14 protein-coding genes are annotated in these 17,455 nt (G+C 40.2%); 7 read left to right on the plus strand and 7 right to left on the minus strand.

What is annotated here, in order from left to right:
• Positions 1–240: 240 nt before the first annotated feature.
• From A4S05_RS21270 to A4S05_RS43455, 5 genes are all read right to left on the minus strand, one after another.
• Complete coding sequence (locus tag A4S05_RS21270) at positions 241–867, minus strand: hypothetical protein (RefSeq protein ID WP_069071787.1); 627 nt, start codon at positions 865–867, stop codon at positions 241–243.
• A complete protein-coding gene (locus A4S05_RS21275) occupies positions 798–1,415 on the minus strand; it encodes a ParA family protein (RefSeq protein WP_069071788.1) in 618 nt (205 codons plus the stop codon). Before A4S05_RS21275 ends, A4S05_RS21270 begins: the two co-directional genes overlap by 70 nt.
• A gap of 730 nt (positions 1,416–2,145) precedes the next feature.
• On the minus strand, positions 2,146–2,400 hold the full coding sequence (locus A4S05_RS21280) for a hypothetical protein (protein ID WP_069071789.1): 255 nt from the start codon (positions 2,398–2,400) through the stop codon (positions 2,146–2,148).
• A complete protein-coding gene (locus tag A4S05_RS21285; protein ID WP_069071790.1) occupies positions 2,397–3,125 on the minus strand; it encodes a hypothetical protein in 729 nt (242 codons plus the stop codon). Before A4S05_RS21285 ends, A4S05_RS21280 begins: the two co-directional genes overlap by 4 nt.
• Before the next feature lie 177 nt (positions 3,126–3,302).
• Complete coding sequence (locus A4S05_RS43455; RefSeq protein ID WP_256091067.1) at positions 3,303–3,497, minus strand: hypothetical protein; 195 nt, start codon at positions 3,495–3,497, stop codon at positions 3,303–3,305.
• Here A4S05_RS43455 and A4S05_RS44255 point away from each other — a divergent pair.
• The 3 genes from A4S05_RS44255 to A4S05_RS39160 all read left to right on the plus strand — a co-directional run bounded on the left by A4S05_RS44255 (position 3,441) and on the right by A4S05_RS39160 (position 9,052).
• Complete coding sequence (locus A4S05_RS44255; protein ID WP_370684473.1) at positions 3,441–3,557, plus strand: hypothetical protein; 117 nt, start codon at positions 3,441–3,443, stop codon at positions 3,555–3,557. The two genes, A4S05_RS43455 and A4S05_RS44255, sit on opposite strands and share 57 nt — an antisense overlap.
• Positions 3,558–3,944: 387 nt before the next feature.
• Positions 3,945–8,537, plus strand: coding sequence for a DEAD/DEAH box helicase (locus A4S05_RS21290; protein ID WP_084227185.1), 4,593 nt, complete (start codon positions 3,945–3,947; stop codon positions 8,535–8,537).
• A gap of 278 nt (positions 8,538–8,815) precedes the next feature.
• The gene (locus A4S05_RS39160) at positions 8,816–9,052 is read left to right on the plus strand and encodes a hypothetical protein (protein WP_084227186.1); all 237 of its coding nucleotides are present in this window, start codon (positions 8,816–8,818) and stop codon (positions 9,050–9,052) included.
• A 157-nt stretch (positions 9,053–9,209) separates the two neighbouring features.
• Here A4S05_RS39160 and A4S05_RS21295 read toward each other — a convergent pair whose 3' ends face one another.
• On the minus strand, positions 9,210–9,776 hold the full coding sequence (locus tag A4S05_RS21295) for a hypothetical protein (RefSeq protein ID WP_256091068.1): 567 nt from the start codon (positions 9,774–9,776) through the stop codon (positions 9,210–9,212).
• Positions 9,777–10,021: 245 nt separating this feature from the next.
• Between A4S05_RS21295 and A4S05_RS21300 the strand changes: the two genes are divergently transcribed.
• The 4 genes from A4S05_RS21300 (at position 10,022) to A4S05_RS21315 (ending at position 16,692) form a co-directional block, all read left to right on the plus strand.
• Positions 10,022–10,378 carry a helix-turn-helix domain-containing protein gene (locus A4S05_RS21300; protein WP_069071791.1) on the plus strand — a complete coding sequence of 119 codons (357 nt, stop codon included), beginning with the start codon at positions 10,022–10,024 and terminating at the stop codon, positions 10,376–10,378.
• Positions 10,354–10,980 carry an IS630 family transposase gene (locus tag A4S05_RS21305; protein ID WP_141699771.1) on the plus strand — a complete coding sequence of 209 codons (627 nt, stop codon included), beginning with the start codon at positions 10,354–10,356 and terminating at the stop codon, positions 10,978–10,980. Before A4S05_RS21300 ends, A4S05_RS21305 begins: the two co-directional genes overlap by 25 nt.
• Positions 10,981–11,632: 652 nt before the next feature.
• A complete protein-coding gene (locus tag A4S05_RS21310; protein WP_069071793.1) occupies positions 11,633–12,115 on the plus strand; it encodes a hypothetical protein in 483 nt (160 codons plus the stop codon).
• A gap of 329 nt (positions 12,116–12,444) precedes the next feature.
• Entirely contained in the window at positions 12,445–16,692 is a 4,248-nt protein-coding gene (locus A4S05_RS21315) for a strawberry notch family protein (protein ID WP_069071794.1), read from the plus strand.
• A gap of 26 nt (positions 16,693–16,718) precedes the next feature.
• Here A4S05_RS21315 and A4S05_RS21320 read toward each other — a convergent pair.
• A partial coding sequence (locus A4S05_RS21320) for a tetratricopeptide repeat protein (protein WP_084227187.1) occupies positions 16,719–17,455 on the minus strand: 737 nt, incomplete at its 5' end.

Below are 17,455 nucleotides of genomic sequence, written 5' to 3' on the forward strand. Positions count from 1 at the left end.
TACAAGCTTTCGATTAAATATTCAGATATTCAAATATGTAAATATGAGTCTATATTGAATATTCAAATATTCAAATATGCAAATACAGATACGCTAAATATTCAAATATTCAGCTATTAGATTTATAGATCGGAGTCTTGATATTAGTTTGCAGTCTAGGCATCAGCGTGCCAAACGGTGATGCCTCTTAGAAAAACTTAAAAATTTTTGTTATCTAATCCGATACTCAACTATTTAAGGTCAACTTCCCATATTTCTAAATTGCTTGAGAGCTTCGCCCGCTCCGACTACATTAGAAAGCTTAAAAAAGGTCTGAAATAACTCCTCAGCAAATTCAGAACGGTCAAGATTATCTCCAGCTTCACTTAGGTCTAGCAGTTCTCTATCTAACCTCTTACTAGTTTTTATAGGGAGGTGGAATATTGCTTGCATATAATCTGGGTTATTTCGCTTTGATACTTTACCTCGTTTGTTTGCTTTAGTTTTCATTTCGCCTTCTACTGGTACTGGGATGTCTTTCGATACAGAAGAAGTTGAATCTATTCCTACTATGGCACTTTCATTGTTAACAGAGGAAGGCTCTATAATTGGACTCTCCTCGTATCGATTTGATGAAATAACTATCTCTGCCTCCATTTCCTGACAAAGATTATCGCTTTTATTAACTTCCTGGTTTCGTTCAGCAATAGTATCTAAATTTGTCTCTTTGCTAGAAAACTCTTCTTCAGTAGAAATTTTCTTCTGCTCATAATCCTCAACTTGTAACTCTGCATTTAACGGTGCAGCATTTTTAAGTCTTAGGATTTCGCTGAATCTAGAAGCTCGGCCAGTGGGTTGAGTTTCGCTAGTTCCATCCAGTCCCGCCATGCTATTTTTCCTCCTTTAACTTTATAAATAGGCTGTCCAAGTGCAGCAGCATCTTTGTAAGCTTTCAGTAGTCTAATTCCCCGATCTAGTACGGGAAACCCATTTTCTTTTAGTGCATGAAATGCATCTAACCCATCTTTTTGGGGAGGGGGGGGAATCATAGTTAACAAAACACGGTAATTAACTCGGTTTGGCAAGCTCTGGGTCATTAAAGCTAAAGCGTCCATAGAGAGTGAATCTGGTGTACTTGGCAGAATTAATAAATCGCATCCATCTGCAAGTTCTTGCAGTTCAGATTCAAGAGGACGTGCTGGAGTGTCGATAATTACAAAGTCGAATCTACTTTGACCCATCAATTTAGGAGCAGCATTCTCACTGCACACCTTGAAAGGTAATTTTCCTAACCTAGCCCATGTGGTAGCAGATCGGTTGGGGTCTGAATCAATTAATAAAGTTTCCCCTAGCGGGGAAAACAAGCAGGCTAGGCAGATTGAGGTAGTTGTTTTCCCTACCCCTCCTTTGTAGGAGGAGAGGGTGATGATTTTCATATTAGTTTGACTATTTGAATATTCAAATATTTAACAACGGAATAGTGGAATAGTCAATAAAGAAACAAGGGGGTAGATAAATTACGCAGAAGCCTGCCATAAGAGGGCAAACTGCTTCATCGAAGACAACTCTTGACTTGGTAAAGCTCCTGCGGACGCTTTATTTCCATTGCAGTGGCAATGACTATAAATATTTTTGTCTATCTACTTATGTGTACATTTTTATTCAAATATTCAAATATTCAACTATTATAAGTATTTAAATATTCAGCTATGTAAATATTCAAGTATTTAAGGGCAGATATAGCTTTTGTGACATGGAAGACAACAACGTAAAGTTGGCAACTTATTCAAATAGCTGGCTATTTAGCTATTTGAATACTCGTCTATAAAAATGAATATTTAAATATTCAAATAGCTAGACAATCAAAAGCAACGTTTTTGCTACATCATATAAAAACTTCAAAAATCGCTTTGGGGGCTGTAAGGGGGCTATATGTACCCCACCAATAAATGAGAACTCTCTTCATAAAATGACCCCCGCATGGGGTACACATGGGTGCTTCTTGGGGTACATTTGACTGTTTCACATTTTATACCCCACTTAGCCCCCAAAGGCTGATGATAAACTTGTTGACGCTTGAGAAAGAATGGGCAGAGGAGCAAAGGAGCAAGAGGGCTTTAAAAATTTATCAAGTCTTAAGACCTATATATACCCGTAGCAATAGCGTCATGAGTTCTGTTGCCGCAGCATGAATAAAAGCTGCAATTGTTGTGTAATCTCTTTGAGCAAGCGTAAATCTTTTTGAGTAACCGCTTTTTGATATTCAGCAAAGAGTGCTTCGTATTGCTGATCCAAAATCAAGTTGGCTGACTCAGAAGAATTTTTTGCTTGCTGCTGTCTATTTTTTTCAAGCCATAGGTCGGACATTTTCTTAAAATCTTCGTAGCTAAAATTTTCTTCACTCATAGTCAAAAAGTTCATTCATCCTCTTCATCCTCCTCCTCATAATCTGCATAGTCTTTTCCATGTTCTTCGTACCAAAGGCGTTCTTCTTCAATAGCCGCTTCCCTTTGTATCCTTTTCCGCTCTGCAATCTCCGCTTCTAGGATTTCTTGCTCTAACTTTGCCTTCTCAAACTTTTCTCGCTTCAGCCTTTCTCGCTCTTGCGTTTCTTGGTCTACCCTCTCCTTCTCAATTCTGATTAATCGCTGCTCGATTCGCCAACAGTAGAAATCCAAAGCCTTGCCCGTCGCGGCTCCGGTAACTGCACCACCGACTAAAAAGATCAGTCCAGTTTTCCAGCCTTGAATAGGGCCACCACTCAACTCCAAACTTTTTTGATTCAGCCACACCAGCACAGAGAAGACAAAAATTCCAACTACTGTGTTGATGAGCGCAAAAATTCTGGGTGTGATCTCAGTCTGTCGCAGTACCAGCCACTGTCCCAGCCAAAGTATTGCACCAAAAATCACCGCAGCGATCGCACTCATGACAACATGATCTGGATATCTGAACGGATCTAGTGTCATGTTAATGATCAATGGCGTAAATATCAGCGCACAGAGCAAGAAGCCAATGAATAAGCCAGCAACACTTATCAGGCTCCAGTAACGACCCAGATAACCAAGGCGGAATTCCAATATCCACTCTTGTACTGGGAGCATTGTGACGTAAAATGCCATTGCCGCACTGACGTAATCGAGCATTGAACTAAGTTGACTGTATATTTAGCGTGTTTGGCATCACCGTGCCAAAACGGACAAGGCAAGATATTAACAATCTAAGACGAATTGAAGCGATTATTACTGAAAGGTTTTCTTACTCCCCGCGATCGCGCCTAGAAAGGGATTCGTCTTTTCAGTGGTTATCAGGTATCAGAAGTACTAGCACTCTAGACAACTGATATTAAATCTGGTGCTATCACAATTAGCAAGTCTACCACCAAAGGTAAGCATAAAATAAATCCGGCGTTTAGGCATAGTCATGCTACCCATGTTATAGATGAAGGTGTTCCAGCGCATTTGGCTCAGGCTACTTTGGGGCATACAAGTTTGGATACCACGAGTAAATATCTGCACGTTAGCTCTAATAGAAGTTCTGGAGAGGCTTTAGTTAAGCGATGGTCTGAGCCATTTTAATTAGCGATCGCTTTTTGGGGCAGTGCGGGACGCAATCGCCCAAACCGATTATCTATGTATGACAAAGCCCAAGTTTGATATCAAAACTTAGTGAAACCAAAAATACTAAGTATTTTCTGTATGCTACATTGTTTTAAACTGCATTAATAAAAACAAGTATGATTTGAGTCTGTTTAGCTGTACAAAAAACATACAGGGCAATCCTAGTCAATAATTTTTAAGAAAAAATGTATTTTTAATCACTATAAGCACATTAATTGCTTCAGTGCTTATGGCATCATTTAGCTATGTAATCAATATTGTAGTATTAGATTTTACATTTTATACAAAATTATCTGAGTTAAAGACTTGTATCGTAAATCTGATTAACACTAGAGAGTATATTTAATGGAAGAAAGACAAAAAATCACTAAGTTTAACGGAATATCAAAGTGGTTATCTAACTCAGTTAGTGAATCGGAAGATAAGCGGTACACACATCGTCTGCTCAGAGAAGATAAAAGCCAACGAGATATAATTATCAATGAATTAATATTAATTGTTCAAAAAGCCCATGAAGATGCTCGATATCGTCTTCATAAATTAGCAGGAAATTCTCTCACTCCATTTGGGGATTTTTCAGACAACGATCCAAGCTATGGCTATCCTGATCGTCTTAATATTATATCCCTTCAGGGTTATTTTGGAGAGATATTTTCAGGAATCATTGCTGAAAATTTTGCTCCTTTTGGGCGGCATGATTGGGAAGTTCCTACTTTTCTTTTTCGATTTCATCTAGTTGAGTTTCAGCATTTAGAATTTCTAAATCAAACTGAAGAGATTGCAAAAAAGCGACCTGGACGTACAGGCGATGATTGTCTTGCTTTTCTACGTAACAGCGAAGGAGTAATTATTGCTTCTCTAGTTTGTGAAGCTAAATGCACAACTAATCATTACACAAAAATGATAGCTGAAGCACATAAAAAGGCAAGTGAACCACATATAAAGCCTGTTGATATCCCACAATTAATTGAGATTTTGGGTGATTACGATGATCCTTTTTCATCTGAATGGGTTGATTCTCTAAGAGTTTTATGGCTAGAAAAAAAAGTTGATAAAAATTATGAACGCTGCGATTTAATTAGTTATATTTGTGGTGAACATCCTGTCAGAAATCCCACATGGATATCTCCCGAAAAACCACACGAACAATATACAGCAGGAAGAAGACTCGAAGCAGTTGAAATTCATCTTCATGAAGTTGAGAATCTGGTTACAAGTGTCTATAGTCAGCCAGTAATTGCAACACATTCAGTAAATATTTCTACTCAGACAGTTCAACAACCAGATGATTCAGAGTTTGCTTTTGCAACCTCTGATGTCATAGTAGAGGGTGAAGTTCTGCAAAATGAGATGACTCAACCAAGTAACGAAGTCATTGCTTTAGCGAAAGAACTACAAAACAGTCTGGCAGGTAGCAGACTAACACCAGCAATTGCAAAACTTTATAGCCAACATACCAGACTTCGCGCAGGAGGAAAGGGATTAACTGGGTGGCGAGAAGATGAAGCAGGTGAAAGATTAAATGATGCTATGCGCCTTATTGAGGCTGCATTTATCCAGCGACAAACTGGAGATACTAACTGGCGTAATGGAATGCTACGGGCTGGTGAGTTATTTGAATGGCTATCTCATCCCCAACTAAACCCGGATATTTTACCAATTCGTTTACTTGCAGCAGCTGTGTATGAACTTGCTGGTTATCCTGCTAGGGCTGCGGGTTTACTCAATGAAGATATAAGTGAGGGAATAGAGTCAGAAATTCTACGTTCTTTGCTAAAAGCTGATTTCCCCAGTTTATTGCAACAACTGACAGAATATTGGGCAACTGCAACATCATCAAATTTCCAAACAGAAACAAGTCTTCTTTGGGATGAGACTGATACAGCTGCTGACAGATTTAACAAGTTGATTGTTAAAGAAACTGCTAGTTCTTTAGGAATTTTATGTGCCAAAATGCGCTGGGGAAATGAACCAAGATTAGAAAAAGCTATTGAAAAGCTTTCTGCTATTGCTAAGGTGCTTCTTCATGGACATGACACTTATTCTTGGCTTTTAGGTAAGTTATGTGCTGAAGTTGCTTATGTATATATAGAAACTTCTCTACGATATCATTTAGAAGCACTTTCTCAGATGATTACCCCAAGTGGTAAAACTTTCTTGGAACGTTATTTACGTCAAAGTTATCAAAAGTGTAAAACTTTAGCATGGCGTTCTCAAATTTGTGGAATTGAACGACTAGCAACAGCAGAATCATTTGCTCTTTGTACCCCTACGGGTTCAGGAAAAACAACAATAGCTGAAATCGCTATTCTGCAAAGTTTGTTCTTTGAAACAACAAATTATAACGAATTAAGTAACTCGGCCCCTTTAGTAATTTACTTAGTGCCAAGCAGAGCGCTTGCTACAGAAGTTGAATCAAATTTGTCTCGTGTTTTAAAGCGCTCTACTAATAACAATGTCATAGTTACAGGTTTATATGGAGGTACTGACTGGGGCCCAACAGATGTATGGCTGACATCAGAACAGCCAACAGTTTTAATTTGCACTTATGAAAAAGCAGAAGCTTTGATGAAATTTTTAGGGTCTCTATTTATCCGTAGAGTATCGCTTATTGTACTTGATGAAGCCCATGCAGTTCAATTTGATGGTAATAAAGATTCTTTGCAAAAAGCTGAGAATAGATCCTTACGCTTAGAGTCATTAAGTGCAAGACTGTTTACTTATATAGAACAAAATAATAGCCGAATTATTGCACTATCCGCTGTTGCATCAGAAACAGAAGGTGCTTTAGCAAGCTGGATAGAAAATTCAACTAACGCTAGTCCAGCAAAGACAAATTACAGAAGTACGCGTCAACTAATAGGTCGTCTTGAATGCCTGCCAGGAAAAGGATTTGAAATACGCTATGACTTACTTGATGGTAGAAGATTAGAATTTCAAGAAGGTGGTCAAGCTGACACACCTTTTATTCCAAATCCTTTTCCGACATATCCTCCTGTGCCAAAAGGTAAAAAAGAAGGAGTTGAAAAGAGGTTACGCCCTTATCTTTTCTGGGCAGCTATGCACTTAGCTGCACCAGATGAAAAAGGACAAAGACGTGCTGTTCTTATTTCAGTCACACAGCACCCTGGCGGTTATGCTGAAGACTTTCTGAATTTTTTGAAAATCTGGTCGCAAATAGAAATACCTTCATTTTTTCAAGAACCTATAGAGCCAGAAAAACTTAAGATTTGGCAAAAGTGTTTACGTTCATGTGAAGATTATTTCGGTATTAAATCTCGTGAGTATAAGCTGTTAGAGAAAGGAATTATAGTACATCATGGAAAAATGCCAGGGTTGATGGCTCGATTACTTATCGATGTCATAGATGAAAAAATTGTACATTTAGTTTTAGCAACGTCAACTCTTTCCGAAGGGGTTAATCTTCCTTTTGAAACAGTATTAATTCCAAGTTTAAGGCGTGGTACGGGAGAACTAAATATTCGTGAATTTGGTAATTTAGTTGGTCGATCTGGAAGACCTGGATTTGGCACAGAAGGACGTAGTTTAGTATTACTTAGTAATGCATCGACAGATTGGAGTGACAAAGAAGCACGTAAAAGATACTTATCTTTGATAGGAGAATTAGAGAATCAAACACAGGCAATTAACCCAAATGCAAATCCTCTAAGTCCTATAGCAGAATTACTGCTACGTTTGGAAGAACAATGGCAGCTAATTTCTAGTTCTAATAGACAGGAGAATTTTTTAACCTGGCTGGAAAAAACTGCACCGCTTGACTCTGGCAATAATCTTTCTGATGCACAATTATCAGCTATTGAAACTTTAGATTCGCTGGATAGTATTTTACTGTCTGCAATTGTTGAAATTGAACAGCTAGCAGCTAATGATTTAAGTCCTAATGAATTGGAGGAGCAACTGCAAAAAATTTGGCAACGAAGCTTTGCTCATTACGCTAGCCGCGAACAAGAAAGATTAGAAAATTTATTTATCAGGCGAGGTAGGGCACTAAAAACAGAAATATATAAAGATTTGTCACAGCGTCGGCGCTTGTATCGCACTAGTTTACCACCACGTGATGGAAATCAGCTTTTAACTCTCTATTCTAGACTTAAAGAACAATTAGCAGTCGGTGGAGATTATGCTATTTGGACAGTAGAAGAACGCTTTAATTATATTCAAAATATAGTTAGTATTTTGACCAGTTTATCGAAGTTCAAACTGATTAACCCATCAGGAAAGGTTACTTGGAATGAAATATTACGCTGGTGGCTTGACCCTACTAAAGCAATTAAAAAACCGAAACCGACTCAAATTTCAAATTGGCATTCATATATTAGTCAAAATTTTGGATATAGATTCAACTGGGGCTTAGGAAGTGTTATTGCACTAGCAATAGATGAAGCTTTTGGCGGTGAGTTAGTTGAATCATCCCTTGAAAACTGGTCACAAACTGGGCTACCTTGGATTGTTTTCTGGATGAAAGAACTTATTGTATGGGGAACTTTAGATCCAGTAGCCGCATACTTGCTTGCTAAAGTAGAAGATGTAACAACTCGTAAACAAGCTGAAGAATTAGCGCAAACTTACTATGACTACATTAGCGAAAGAGAAACAGAAGCCAATGAATATCTTAATGCAATCAATATCAAAAATTGGGTAGAGCAATCATTTTCTAATGTTGAACGACATTTACCAACTCCTAAACCTCCTAATCGAATTAACGTCAATCTGCTTAGAGATTTCAGTAAGGCTCCAAGTAAAAATTGGAGAGTAGTACCAGTAGAAATTGGGGATGATATTCAATGGTTTGATTTAGCAGGATTTTCACTAGCAATTTGCCAAAAGCCTGAAAAGTGGCAGTCTGATTTTTTAAACACTTATGATTTCATGCTTGATGCAGAAAATCGAGTTGTTTTATCAAAGGGTTATATTTGATTTAAGTATTTTAATTCAACTCATCAGGTGAACTGATACTGCCCTGCTGCATCTGTAAACCAGGTCTTATATATTACTTTTAAAAACCTTAAAAAACTTGATTTCTCTCATCACTTGCGTCTAATATAGGACTCCTATTTTATTTTTGAACACAACTCAGTACACCTTAGTTTTCTGTAATCCTCTTGGGTATTGCTTTTTGCCTCTTGCCTGTGTACACAAACAATTTCAGGAATCAAACCGGATTCCTATAGAACCACTACAGCATCTCAAAGGGCTTGATCAAACTGAAACCACAGGCTCCTTTCTTGAAAGTCGTCTTCTGTGACACCGTATCATCTGACCTTTGGGGTAAAGTTACGGTAGCTGTCACCAGGGGCAAAGTAGCCTGTAAATACTACGGGACAACCGTTTCAGCTTTGATGATGATTTGGGATAGCGATCGCTCATCATTGCTAAAAAGTTCCGATTTATATTGGAGTCGGAACTTTGGTGCGTTCTTTAGCACTGTTTAACCATTTTAAAAAGCTAAATCGAAGTCAAAACAGAGAAAGTTCCGACTCCCAAATAAAATTCGGAACTTTCTCCCGCCACTTTGCTCCTGGTGACAGTTTCCGTAACACTACCCCCCTTGGCTCATCTTTAGGCGTTGCTTAATTCTTACTTTTATTCTCAATTCGTTTTAGTAGCGTCAATCTCACCAATTACTTTCTTCAAGCTGTCGGTGAGATAATTTTGGCGGACTTGTGATCTACTGAAATTGTAAACAGGTTCTCCTGATAATTCACAACGAAGCGGCTCAAGAATTTTAGTGAACGGATTCCAAACTGCTGTTACAGTCCGTTTCGCTTTCTTTCGTTGCAACTTACACTGAATATGTACCGTAGGGAGATGAATAATCATTGCACTGTGCAACCAAGCTTCTACACTCATTGCATAACGCTCTTGGATGTCCAACAATTTTCTCTCTAACTCTCTATTAGTGGCTTCAATTCGTGCTAATTCCAAATCTAGTTCATCACCAATCATTTTTTTAAACTCAATCTTATTGCGGATCGAGTCGCTAATCGTGTTGTAATAATCTTTGAGTCTTTCTTCATCTCTAGCTCTTCCTCTTGTTAATTTAGCTTGCCAATTATCTAGAGATTTTCCAATCAATATTGCACTTTGATGTTCGATTAAGCTCAACAACTCTTCAATTGGCATCGCCAATGGTGTCTCTTGATGCTCCACAGTCATTAGCTCAAACACTCAAAACAAAGCATCCCTAATTTCTACTGGTGTTACTCCTGTTATTTCATTGATAATAAACAAAACTAAACCAATCCTTTTTTCGGAAGCATTTGCTGTGTAAGCCAGATTACACAAGATGTAGCAAGTCATTGATGGTTTAGCATCTAAAAAACGAATTACAGCGATTTGAGATCAAACCCACTACAAAAGTAGTAACCTTTAAAGATGTAAAAAAAGAAGATCATTAAGAAATGGCAGCATATTCCATTGACTTACGACAGAAAATATTAAGTGCGTGGCAAAACAAAGAAGGCACGCAGAGAGAATTAGCAAAACGATTTAAAGTTAGTTTATCATTCATCCGTGACTTTTTGCGTCGGTATCGAGAGACGGGGGAGATAACTGCCAGACCACAAGGAGGAGATCGCCGCTCGAAGCTCAAAGGTGAAGAGGAAGAATTATTAAAGATAATGGTGACAGAACAAAGTGATATATATTTGCGAGAAATTCAAGAAGCAATAAAAGAGCGCACAGAAATAGAAGTAAGTATATCCAGCTTGTCCCGGACTCTTAACCGCTTAAAATTAAAGCGCAAAAAAAAACTTTAGTCGCAACTGAGCAAGGTACAGAACGAGTCAAAGAATTGCGCTATGAATTTCGGCGTTGGCTAGATACTATAGATATCAAAAATCTTATATTCATTGATGAAACAGGTATAAATCTAGCATTGACAAGACACTATGGCAGAGGTGTTGATGGTCTCCGAGTCTATGATGAACGACCGGGTAATAAAGGCAAAAATATCACTGTAATTGGAGCTATGAGTGATGAGGGCTTAATTGCCACTATGACTTTTCCCGGTAGTTTGAATACGGCTAGTTTTTTAGTTTTCATCGAGCAAATATTACTACCATCATTGTGGATGGGAGCAATTGTAGTTATGGATAATTTACCTGTACATTATGCTAATACTGCAAAAGCCATCATAGAATCTGTTGGAGCTAAAACTAAGTTTTTGCCTCCATACTCCCCTGATTTATCACCAATCGAGTTATGTTGGTCAAAATTAAAACAAATTCTGCGTTCTGCTAAAGCTCGCACATCCGATGCTCTAAATGTTGCAATCACTATAGCTGTTAATGCTATTACTGATGAAGATGCTCTTAATTGGTTTAATCATTGTGGTTTATTTGTTGAGCCTATTAGATAGCTCTTTTTGTGGCTCGTTTGTTCGCAAACTGCTGTAAGCCATTTTGAAGTGCGAGTCTCTCCAATAAAATTTTCTCAAAGCCTGTATTTTCCAGATGTCCGTTATACTAAGTGTTTGGGCTAGAGGCTAGGCTTTTCTTCTCACTAATGCGCTGTCTGATTTGACTTAAAGACCTGTTTAGGGGAATGGCACTAAGTTAAGCGCAAAGCCATGATATAACTGGCTTTTGGGTGTGGGTGTGGGGAATAAGAAGAATGTTAAACTTCTTGACGCAACTAAAATTTAATTGTCTTAAAAACTACACCCTACACCCTACCCCCTACACCCTGCCCTGACTAGGTTTCATCTTTTCTTAGTGCCATTCCAGTTTAGGGCAATAGCTTGTTCTAAAAACTCAACACGCTCATTCAACCTGGGAATCTGGGCGAGCGCTTTGCGATGAAGAGAGTGATACTTGTTAGCATCAAGCCAATTATAAAATAGTCCGAGACTTAAGTAGCCCTCCAAACTTTAGTCTTCCAATGGATCTTTTTGAAGATGAAGAAATTCATATTCCTTTTTAAAACCTCTTGTATTCGCCTCGTACTTAATTACAGGGCTGTTAGCGCTTCGCGGAACTTTTGTGAACAATTAAAATTTTCGGAGAAATACAATGGATATTCAATCTCTACTCACCCAAGCTATTGAAGTTATTGTTATGAGCTTTGTTGCTCTGTTGATTTTCGATTTTATCGATGGGGTTTACGTTGTGCCATTGCCACCTATTACAGTTGCACAATTTAATGCTAGTTCCAAATCCAGAGTAACAGCGCCTCAATTTGAACCACTATCTAACAGTGAACAACTAGTAGTCGAACCTCAACAAATCCCCTTCGTTACACAGTTTGAGGAAATTTCTGACCCCTGGACATTAGAACTAGAGCTTCACAACAGTTCTACCGAAACTCAACCAGTTGTACTTCAATTCCCCTCACTAAGGCTACTACCACCAGCAACAGGAGTACAACCGAAATCTAAGGCTAAAACCGTCAAGCCCAAGTCTACCAAAACTACCAAAACTATTGGCACTACTGCAAAGGCTACATCTACCAAAGCTCCACGAAAACCCGCAAGACCACGCAAGCAGTCGGCTTAATTAAACTCGGATTTCTCACCACACCTCGATTAAGCCTGTGCTTGTGCAGGGGAGCAGGTTCGCTAGTGGGAGAGTTCAAGTTCAAATACTAAGTTCTTTCCCCTCTGCCCCTCTGCTCTATCAAAGCAGGGAAGCTTGTGAGAAATGCGGGTTAAAGGAGCGATCGCTATTCTGAAAACGCGATCGCTTTTTTGTCATTTCAACGTGAGCATCCTACAGAAATCAACATCTTGCAATTAAGTCTACTTTGATTGCCGATCGCTGTACGAATCTGACTGTGCAGTATCGGCTACGCCAAGTTTTTGTGAAAATCAATACTATATACAGTCATGGTTAATGCAATCCAAGGCTCACTGTTTGATGTGCAAACAGTTTTGGACTACGGGCAATCCATTGTCAGCGCCGGACATGAACTTGCCAAATTATTGATTAAGAATCAACCTTTGGCAAACAGAACAATCCAATCGCAGATGAACCGCTATTTCAACGGAACTGCGGCACAGGGCAAGTGGCAGTGGAAAGATGCTTACGAAGCTGTAGAGGTTGCACTAATTCTTTACCTACGACAAAAGGGATTATCAGAAAATCCTTTAGAGCAATTGCAACTACTTCAATCGCTCTGTCCCACGCATACCCGCCGCAGCGAGGAGCAACTAAAACTTCAGCAGTTCTCGACTCCGCTACCCCTAGCGTACTTAGTAGCATTGGCAGGACAAATCACAAACAATGACTTGGTGCTAGAACCATCGGCTGGTACTGGGATTTTAGCCCAGTTTGCTAAACTTCAAGGTGCGAGTCTCATGCTCAACGAACTAGCCGACGACAGAGCGAAGATTCTACGTCGGTTGTTTCCTGGCGTTCCATTATTTGGGGTGAATGCCGAACAGATAAATGATTATCTGGCTGGCAAGACTCAGCCTTCGGTTGTTTTGATGAATCCACCATTCTCATCATCACCCAAAATAGCAGATCGCAACCCTGACGCAACACCTCGGCATATCAACTCTGCATTACAAAAGTTATGCGCCGGTGGGCGGTTGGTGACAATCACTGCTAACTGGTTCTCTCCTCTTCATCCTACTTGGCGAGAAACTTTCGTTAAGTGGCAGGATTTTGCCCAAGTTGTGCTTTCAGTGGGGGTCATTGGTCAAGCTTATGCATTGCACGGGACAACGATGGAAACCCGGATTACCGTTATTGACAAGGTTCCATCTGATGATCACAAGCAAATCCCCTGTATTCAACAAACACTGGATCTGCCCGAACTGCTGGCATTGATTGAACAATTACCACAGCGATCTCTGTGGCAGCATTCAACTGCTAAAGCGGAGGCTGCGGTGGCGAAGGTCGTTAAGCTGCCAAAGCGTACTGTAGTAGATCAACCACAAACAGTTTCTCTTATTCCAGACGTGGCAGTTCTGGAGTACGAATTGGTCGAGTGGAGTGGCTCAGACAGTTTAAAAGATGCCTTGTACGAAAGCTACCGACCGCAACGCATTAGGATCAAAGATGCTTTGCCACATCCCTCATTGCTTTGCGAAAGTGCAGCCCTAGCACTTGTCTCACCATCGGCTCCAACTTATAAACCGCATCTCCCACAAAACATTATCACACAAGGCTTGTTGTCAGAGGCACAACTTGAAAGCGTTATTTACGCAGGTCAGGTGCACTCCGAACTTTTGTCCGGTTCTTACTTGGTGGATGATTCACTCGACAACGTGACAGTCGCGGCAAACAATGAGGAGAAGGCACTTAGGTATAGAAAAGGCTGGTTTCTTGGGGATGGCACAGGTTCGGGAAAAGGTCGGCAAGTAGCAGGTATCATTCTCGATAACTGGTGTCAAGGACGCAAGAAAGCCATCTGGATTTCCAAAAGCTCTGCTTTGATAGAAGATGCCCGACGTGATTGGTGTGCCTTGGGTGGTAGCGAAAAGGACATCATCGACCTCGGCAATATCAAACTTGGTGAACCTATCCCATTCACTGAGGGCATTCTATTTGCAACGTACTCAACTTTAAGATCCCAGAAGGGTGGTAAAAGCCGACTCAAACAAATCATTGAGTGGGCTGGCATTGAGTTTTCAGGAGCGATCGCCTTCGATGAATGCCACGCGATGGGTAACGCGATGGCACTTGAAGGTAAGCTGGGTATGGTCAAAGCATCAATGCAAGGTATTGTTGGGTTACGGCTACAAAATGCACTACCTCTTGCACGGGTTATCTACGTGTCAGCCACCGGAGCGACCAAAGTCTCAAACTTATCTTATGCGAATCGTCTGGGGCTTTGGCAGACTGGCGACTTCCCATTTACCTCCCGTGAAGATTTCGTGGAATCCATTGAAGTTGGTGGCATTGCTGCGATGGAAGTGGTAGCCAGGGATCTCAAGGCTTTGGGACTGTATCTGGCGCGGAGTCTCAGTTTTGAGGGCGTAGAATACCAAACTCTCGAAATTGAACTTACTCCTACTCAGGAAAGAATCTATGACAGTTACTCCGAAGCTTTCCAAATTATCCACAATAACCTTCATAAAGCATTAGAAGCTTGCAATATCTCTGGCTCAAAGACTTATAACCGTGCTGCGAAAATGTCTGCGATGTCTCAGTTCGAGTCGCATAAGCAACGATTCTTCAATCATTTGCTGACCGGGATGAAATGCCCAAAACTGATTAAAGCCATTGAGCAAGACATCACGCAAGGTCATGCTGTTGTAGTCCAGATAGTTTCTACAAATGAGGAACTATTGAAACGCCGACTTAATGAGGTTTCGCCCCTTGAATGGAAGGACTTGAATCTTGACCTGACTCCACGGGAATATCTCATGGATTATTTGATGAGCGCTTTTCCAATTCATCTCCATGAGATACATTCAGGTGAAGACGGGGAAGAACGTTCCGAACCGACTTTTAATGCCGATGGTTCGCCCGTTATTTCTCAAGCTGCACTTGGATTGCGTTCGGCACTGGTAGATAAACTTGCTAGTCTTGACCCTATCCCTGGCGCATTAGAACAATTGCTGTGGCACTTCGGTCATAAACAAATAGCTGAAGTTACAGGACGAAGCAAAAGGGTACTGAAAGACGAAGCTGGGCGTTTGTTTGTCGATTCACGCGGTGGTGGCGCGAATATTGCTGAAACCACCGCATTTATGTCTGACCAAAAGCAAATCCTTATCTTCTCTGACGCTGGCGGCACAGGTCGTAGCTACCATGCAGATTTGAACGCCGTCAACCGGAAACGGCGATCGCACTACTTACTTGAAGCCGGCTGGAGAGCAGATAACGCAATTCAGGGGCTTGGGCGATCGCATCGGACGAATCAAGCTTCTGCACCAGTGTTTAGACCAGTGACTACTAATGTCAGAGGTGAACGCCGCTTTATCTCTACGATTGCTAGACGGCTGGACAGTTTGGGTGCATTGACTCGTGGGCAGCGCCAAACTGGGGGCAATGGAATATTCGACACCAAAGATAACCTAGAATCCCAATACGCAGAGTACGCACTGTATGAGTTATTCAAGCAGATATTCCAAGGTCGATTTTACGAAGTGCCTTTAGGAAAATTTGAGGAAATGACGGGGTTATCTCTGACTTCAGAAGAAGGCGGTATGAAAATCGACCTCCCACCGTTGCGACAGTTCCTCAATCGCCTGCTGGCTTTGAGAATTGGGATGCAGAATATCATTTTTGAGAGGTTCGAGTTGCTGTTGAGTCAGCAGATTGAAACAGCGATCGCTCAGGGGATTTTTGAGGTCGGGGTAGAAATACTTCGAGCAGAACGCTTTACGGTTGTTAGCACAGAGACTGTTTATACTCATCCGGTTAGTGCTAGTACTACCAATTACTTGAAAATCGAACGAGTTCAAAAGGCTGACATTAAAACTGTTATTGAAGCGGTGGATTTAGCGACAAACTACCGGGGACGGCTAATGGTAAATGATAAGTCTAATAAGGCGGCTGTCTGCATTCCCACACACAGCATCTTTGATGCTGAAGGTGGAGTTGTACCAAGGGTTTTGTTGGTACAACCACAAAAAGAAATGCGCCTACCTCAAGAAAAGTTACAAGCCTCTCAATGGAGGGAAGTTTCAGTAAACGAGTTCGTCGCAACTTGGTCTAAAGAAGTTCAAGAATTGCCTAAGTTTACAACTGATTATATTCATCTTGTAACTGGCATTCTTCTGCCTATTTGGAAAACCCTACCAAACAAAAACAATCGAGTATTTCGATTGCAAACCAGCAATGGGGAGAAAATTCTGGGGCGAGTGGTTGATGCTCAAGATATTCGTACTGTTGCCGAACAATTGGGTATGAAAAATAAGCTGCTTTCTCCAGAAGAATTAGTTTATTTGGTACTGAATGAGCGGTATTCAGAGCAATTACCCGGAGGTGTAACTTTGCGTTGTTCTACTATTGCAAATGAGCGCCGTATTGAATTAGTCAATGCTTTATCGTTAGCTGACAGATTTGTGACTGTGGGATGTTTTACTGAAATAATTCAGTGGAAAAAGCGAGTATTCATTCCGGCTAACGACAAAGCTGCATCTATTCTGGCGGCTGTGATTGAAATTCTGAGATGAAATTTATAGCCACTTTTGTCAAGTGGCTATTTTTTCGATTTGGCTATCCTACTTTCAACCCCAAGCAAATCCTTATAAACTTCATAATCTCGAAAAAGGTCTATAATCAAACTTCTAGTAAAAGCACAGTAAATCATATTTCCTCGCGCCTCGTACAAACCAAAAGCTTTAAACAAATCTTTTTTAGCACCCTCAATATCGCCCAGATGAAATCTGACTGTCCCTCGTCCACAGTATGCTTCTGCACAATCAGCATCCAAAGATAATGCCTTTTCTAAATCAGAGAGTGAACTTTCTAATTCCCCACATAAAAAATAAATATTCGCCCTATTTATATAGGCTGATAAACAGTTTGGGTCAAGTAAAATTACTTGATTGTAATCTAAGATAGCTGCTGGATTATCACCAGTTAGATTTTTATACGTATCAGCCCGATTTAAATAAGCTTGGACTAAATTTGGATTCAGGGCGATGGCTTTAGTGTAATCTTCAATCACCTTGGGGAATTCTGATTTATGACAGATTTTTGATAGAGCTAGTCCCCGATTATTATAAGCTTCAGCAAAGTTAGGATTCATTGCTAATGCGTTATCAAAAAGTTGAATCGCACCTTCATATTTTTCGATTTGAAACTGAATCATTCCTATAGTATTGTGAACTTCCGCAAAATTAGGATAGAAATAAAGTGCATTTCTGAAGCACTCCATTACTCCAGATAAGTTTCCTGATTTGAGATGTTCCAATCCTTTTTCATACCACAGTT

This window comes from Nostoc sp. KVJ20 (assembly GCF_001712795.1).
Classification (GTDB): Bacteria; Cyanobacteriota; Cyanobacteriia; order Cyanobacteriales; family Nostocaceae; genus Nostoc.

Bases quoted from the DNA above. Each gene is read 5' to 3' on its own strand.
- A4S05_RS21285 (WP_069071790.1), bottom strand. From the start codon at position 3,125: ATGCTCGATTACGTCAGTGCGGCAATGGCATTTTACGTCACAATGCTC.
- A4S05_RS21315 (WP_069071794.1), top strand. From the start codon at position 12,445: ATGGTTAATGCAATCCAAGGCTCACTGTTTGATGTGCAAACAGTTTTG.
- A4S05_RS21310 (WP_069071793.1), top strand. From the start codon at position 11,633: ATGGATATTCAATCTCTACTCACCCAAGCTATTGAAGTTATTGTTATG.
- A4S05_RS21275 (WP_069071788.1), bottom strand. From the start codon at position 1,415: ATGAAAATCATCACCCTCTCCTCCTACAAAGGAGGGGTAGGGAAAACA.
- A4S05_RS21270 (WP_069071787.1), bottom strand. From the start codon at position 867: ATGGCGGGACTGGATGGAACTAGCGAAACTCAACCCACTGGCCGAGCT.
- A4S05_RS21280 (WP_069071789.1), bottom strand. From the start codon at position 2,400: ATGAACTTTTTGACTATGAGTGAAGAAAATTTTAGCTACGAAGATTTT.
- A4S05_RS21300 (WP_069071791.1), top strand. From the start codon at position 10,022: ATGGCAGCATATTCCATTGACTTACGACAGAAAATATTAAGTGCGTGG.
- A4S05_RS21290 (WP_084227185.1), top strand. From the start codon at position 3,945: ATGGAAGAAAGACAAAAAATCACTAAGTTTAACGGAATATCAAAGTGG.
- A4S05_RS21295 (WP_256091068.1), bottom strand. From the start codon at position 9,776: ATGACTGTGGAGCATCAAGAGACACCATTGGCGATGCCAATTGAAGAG.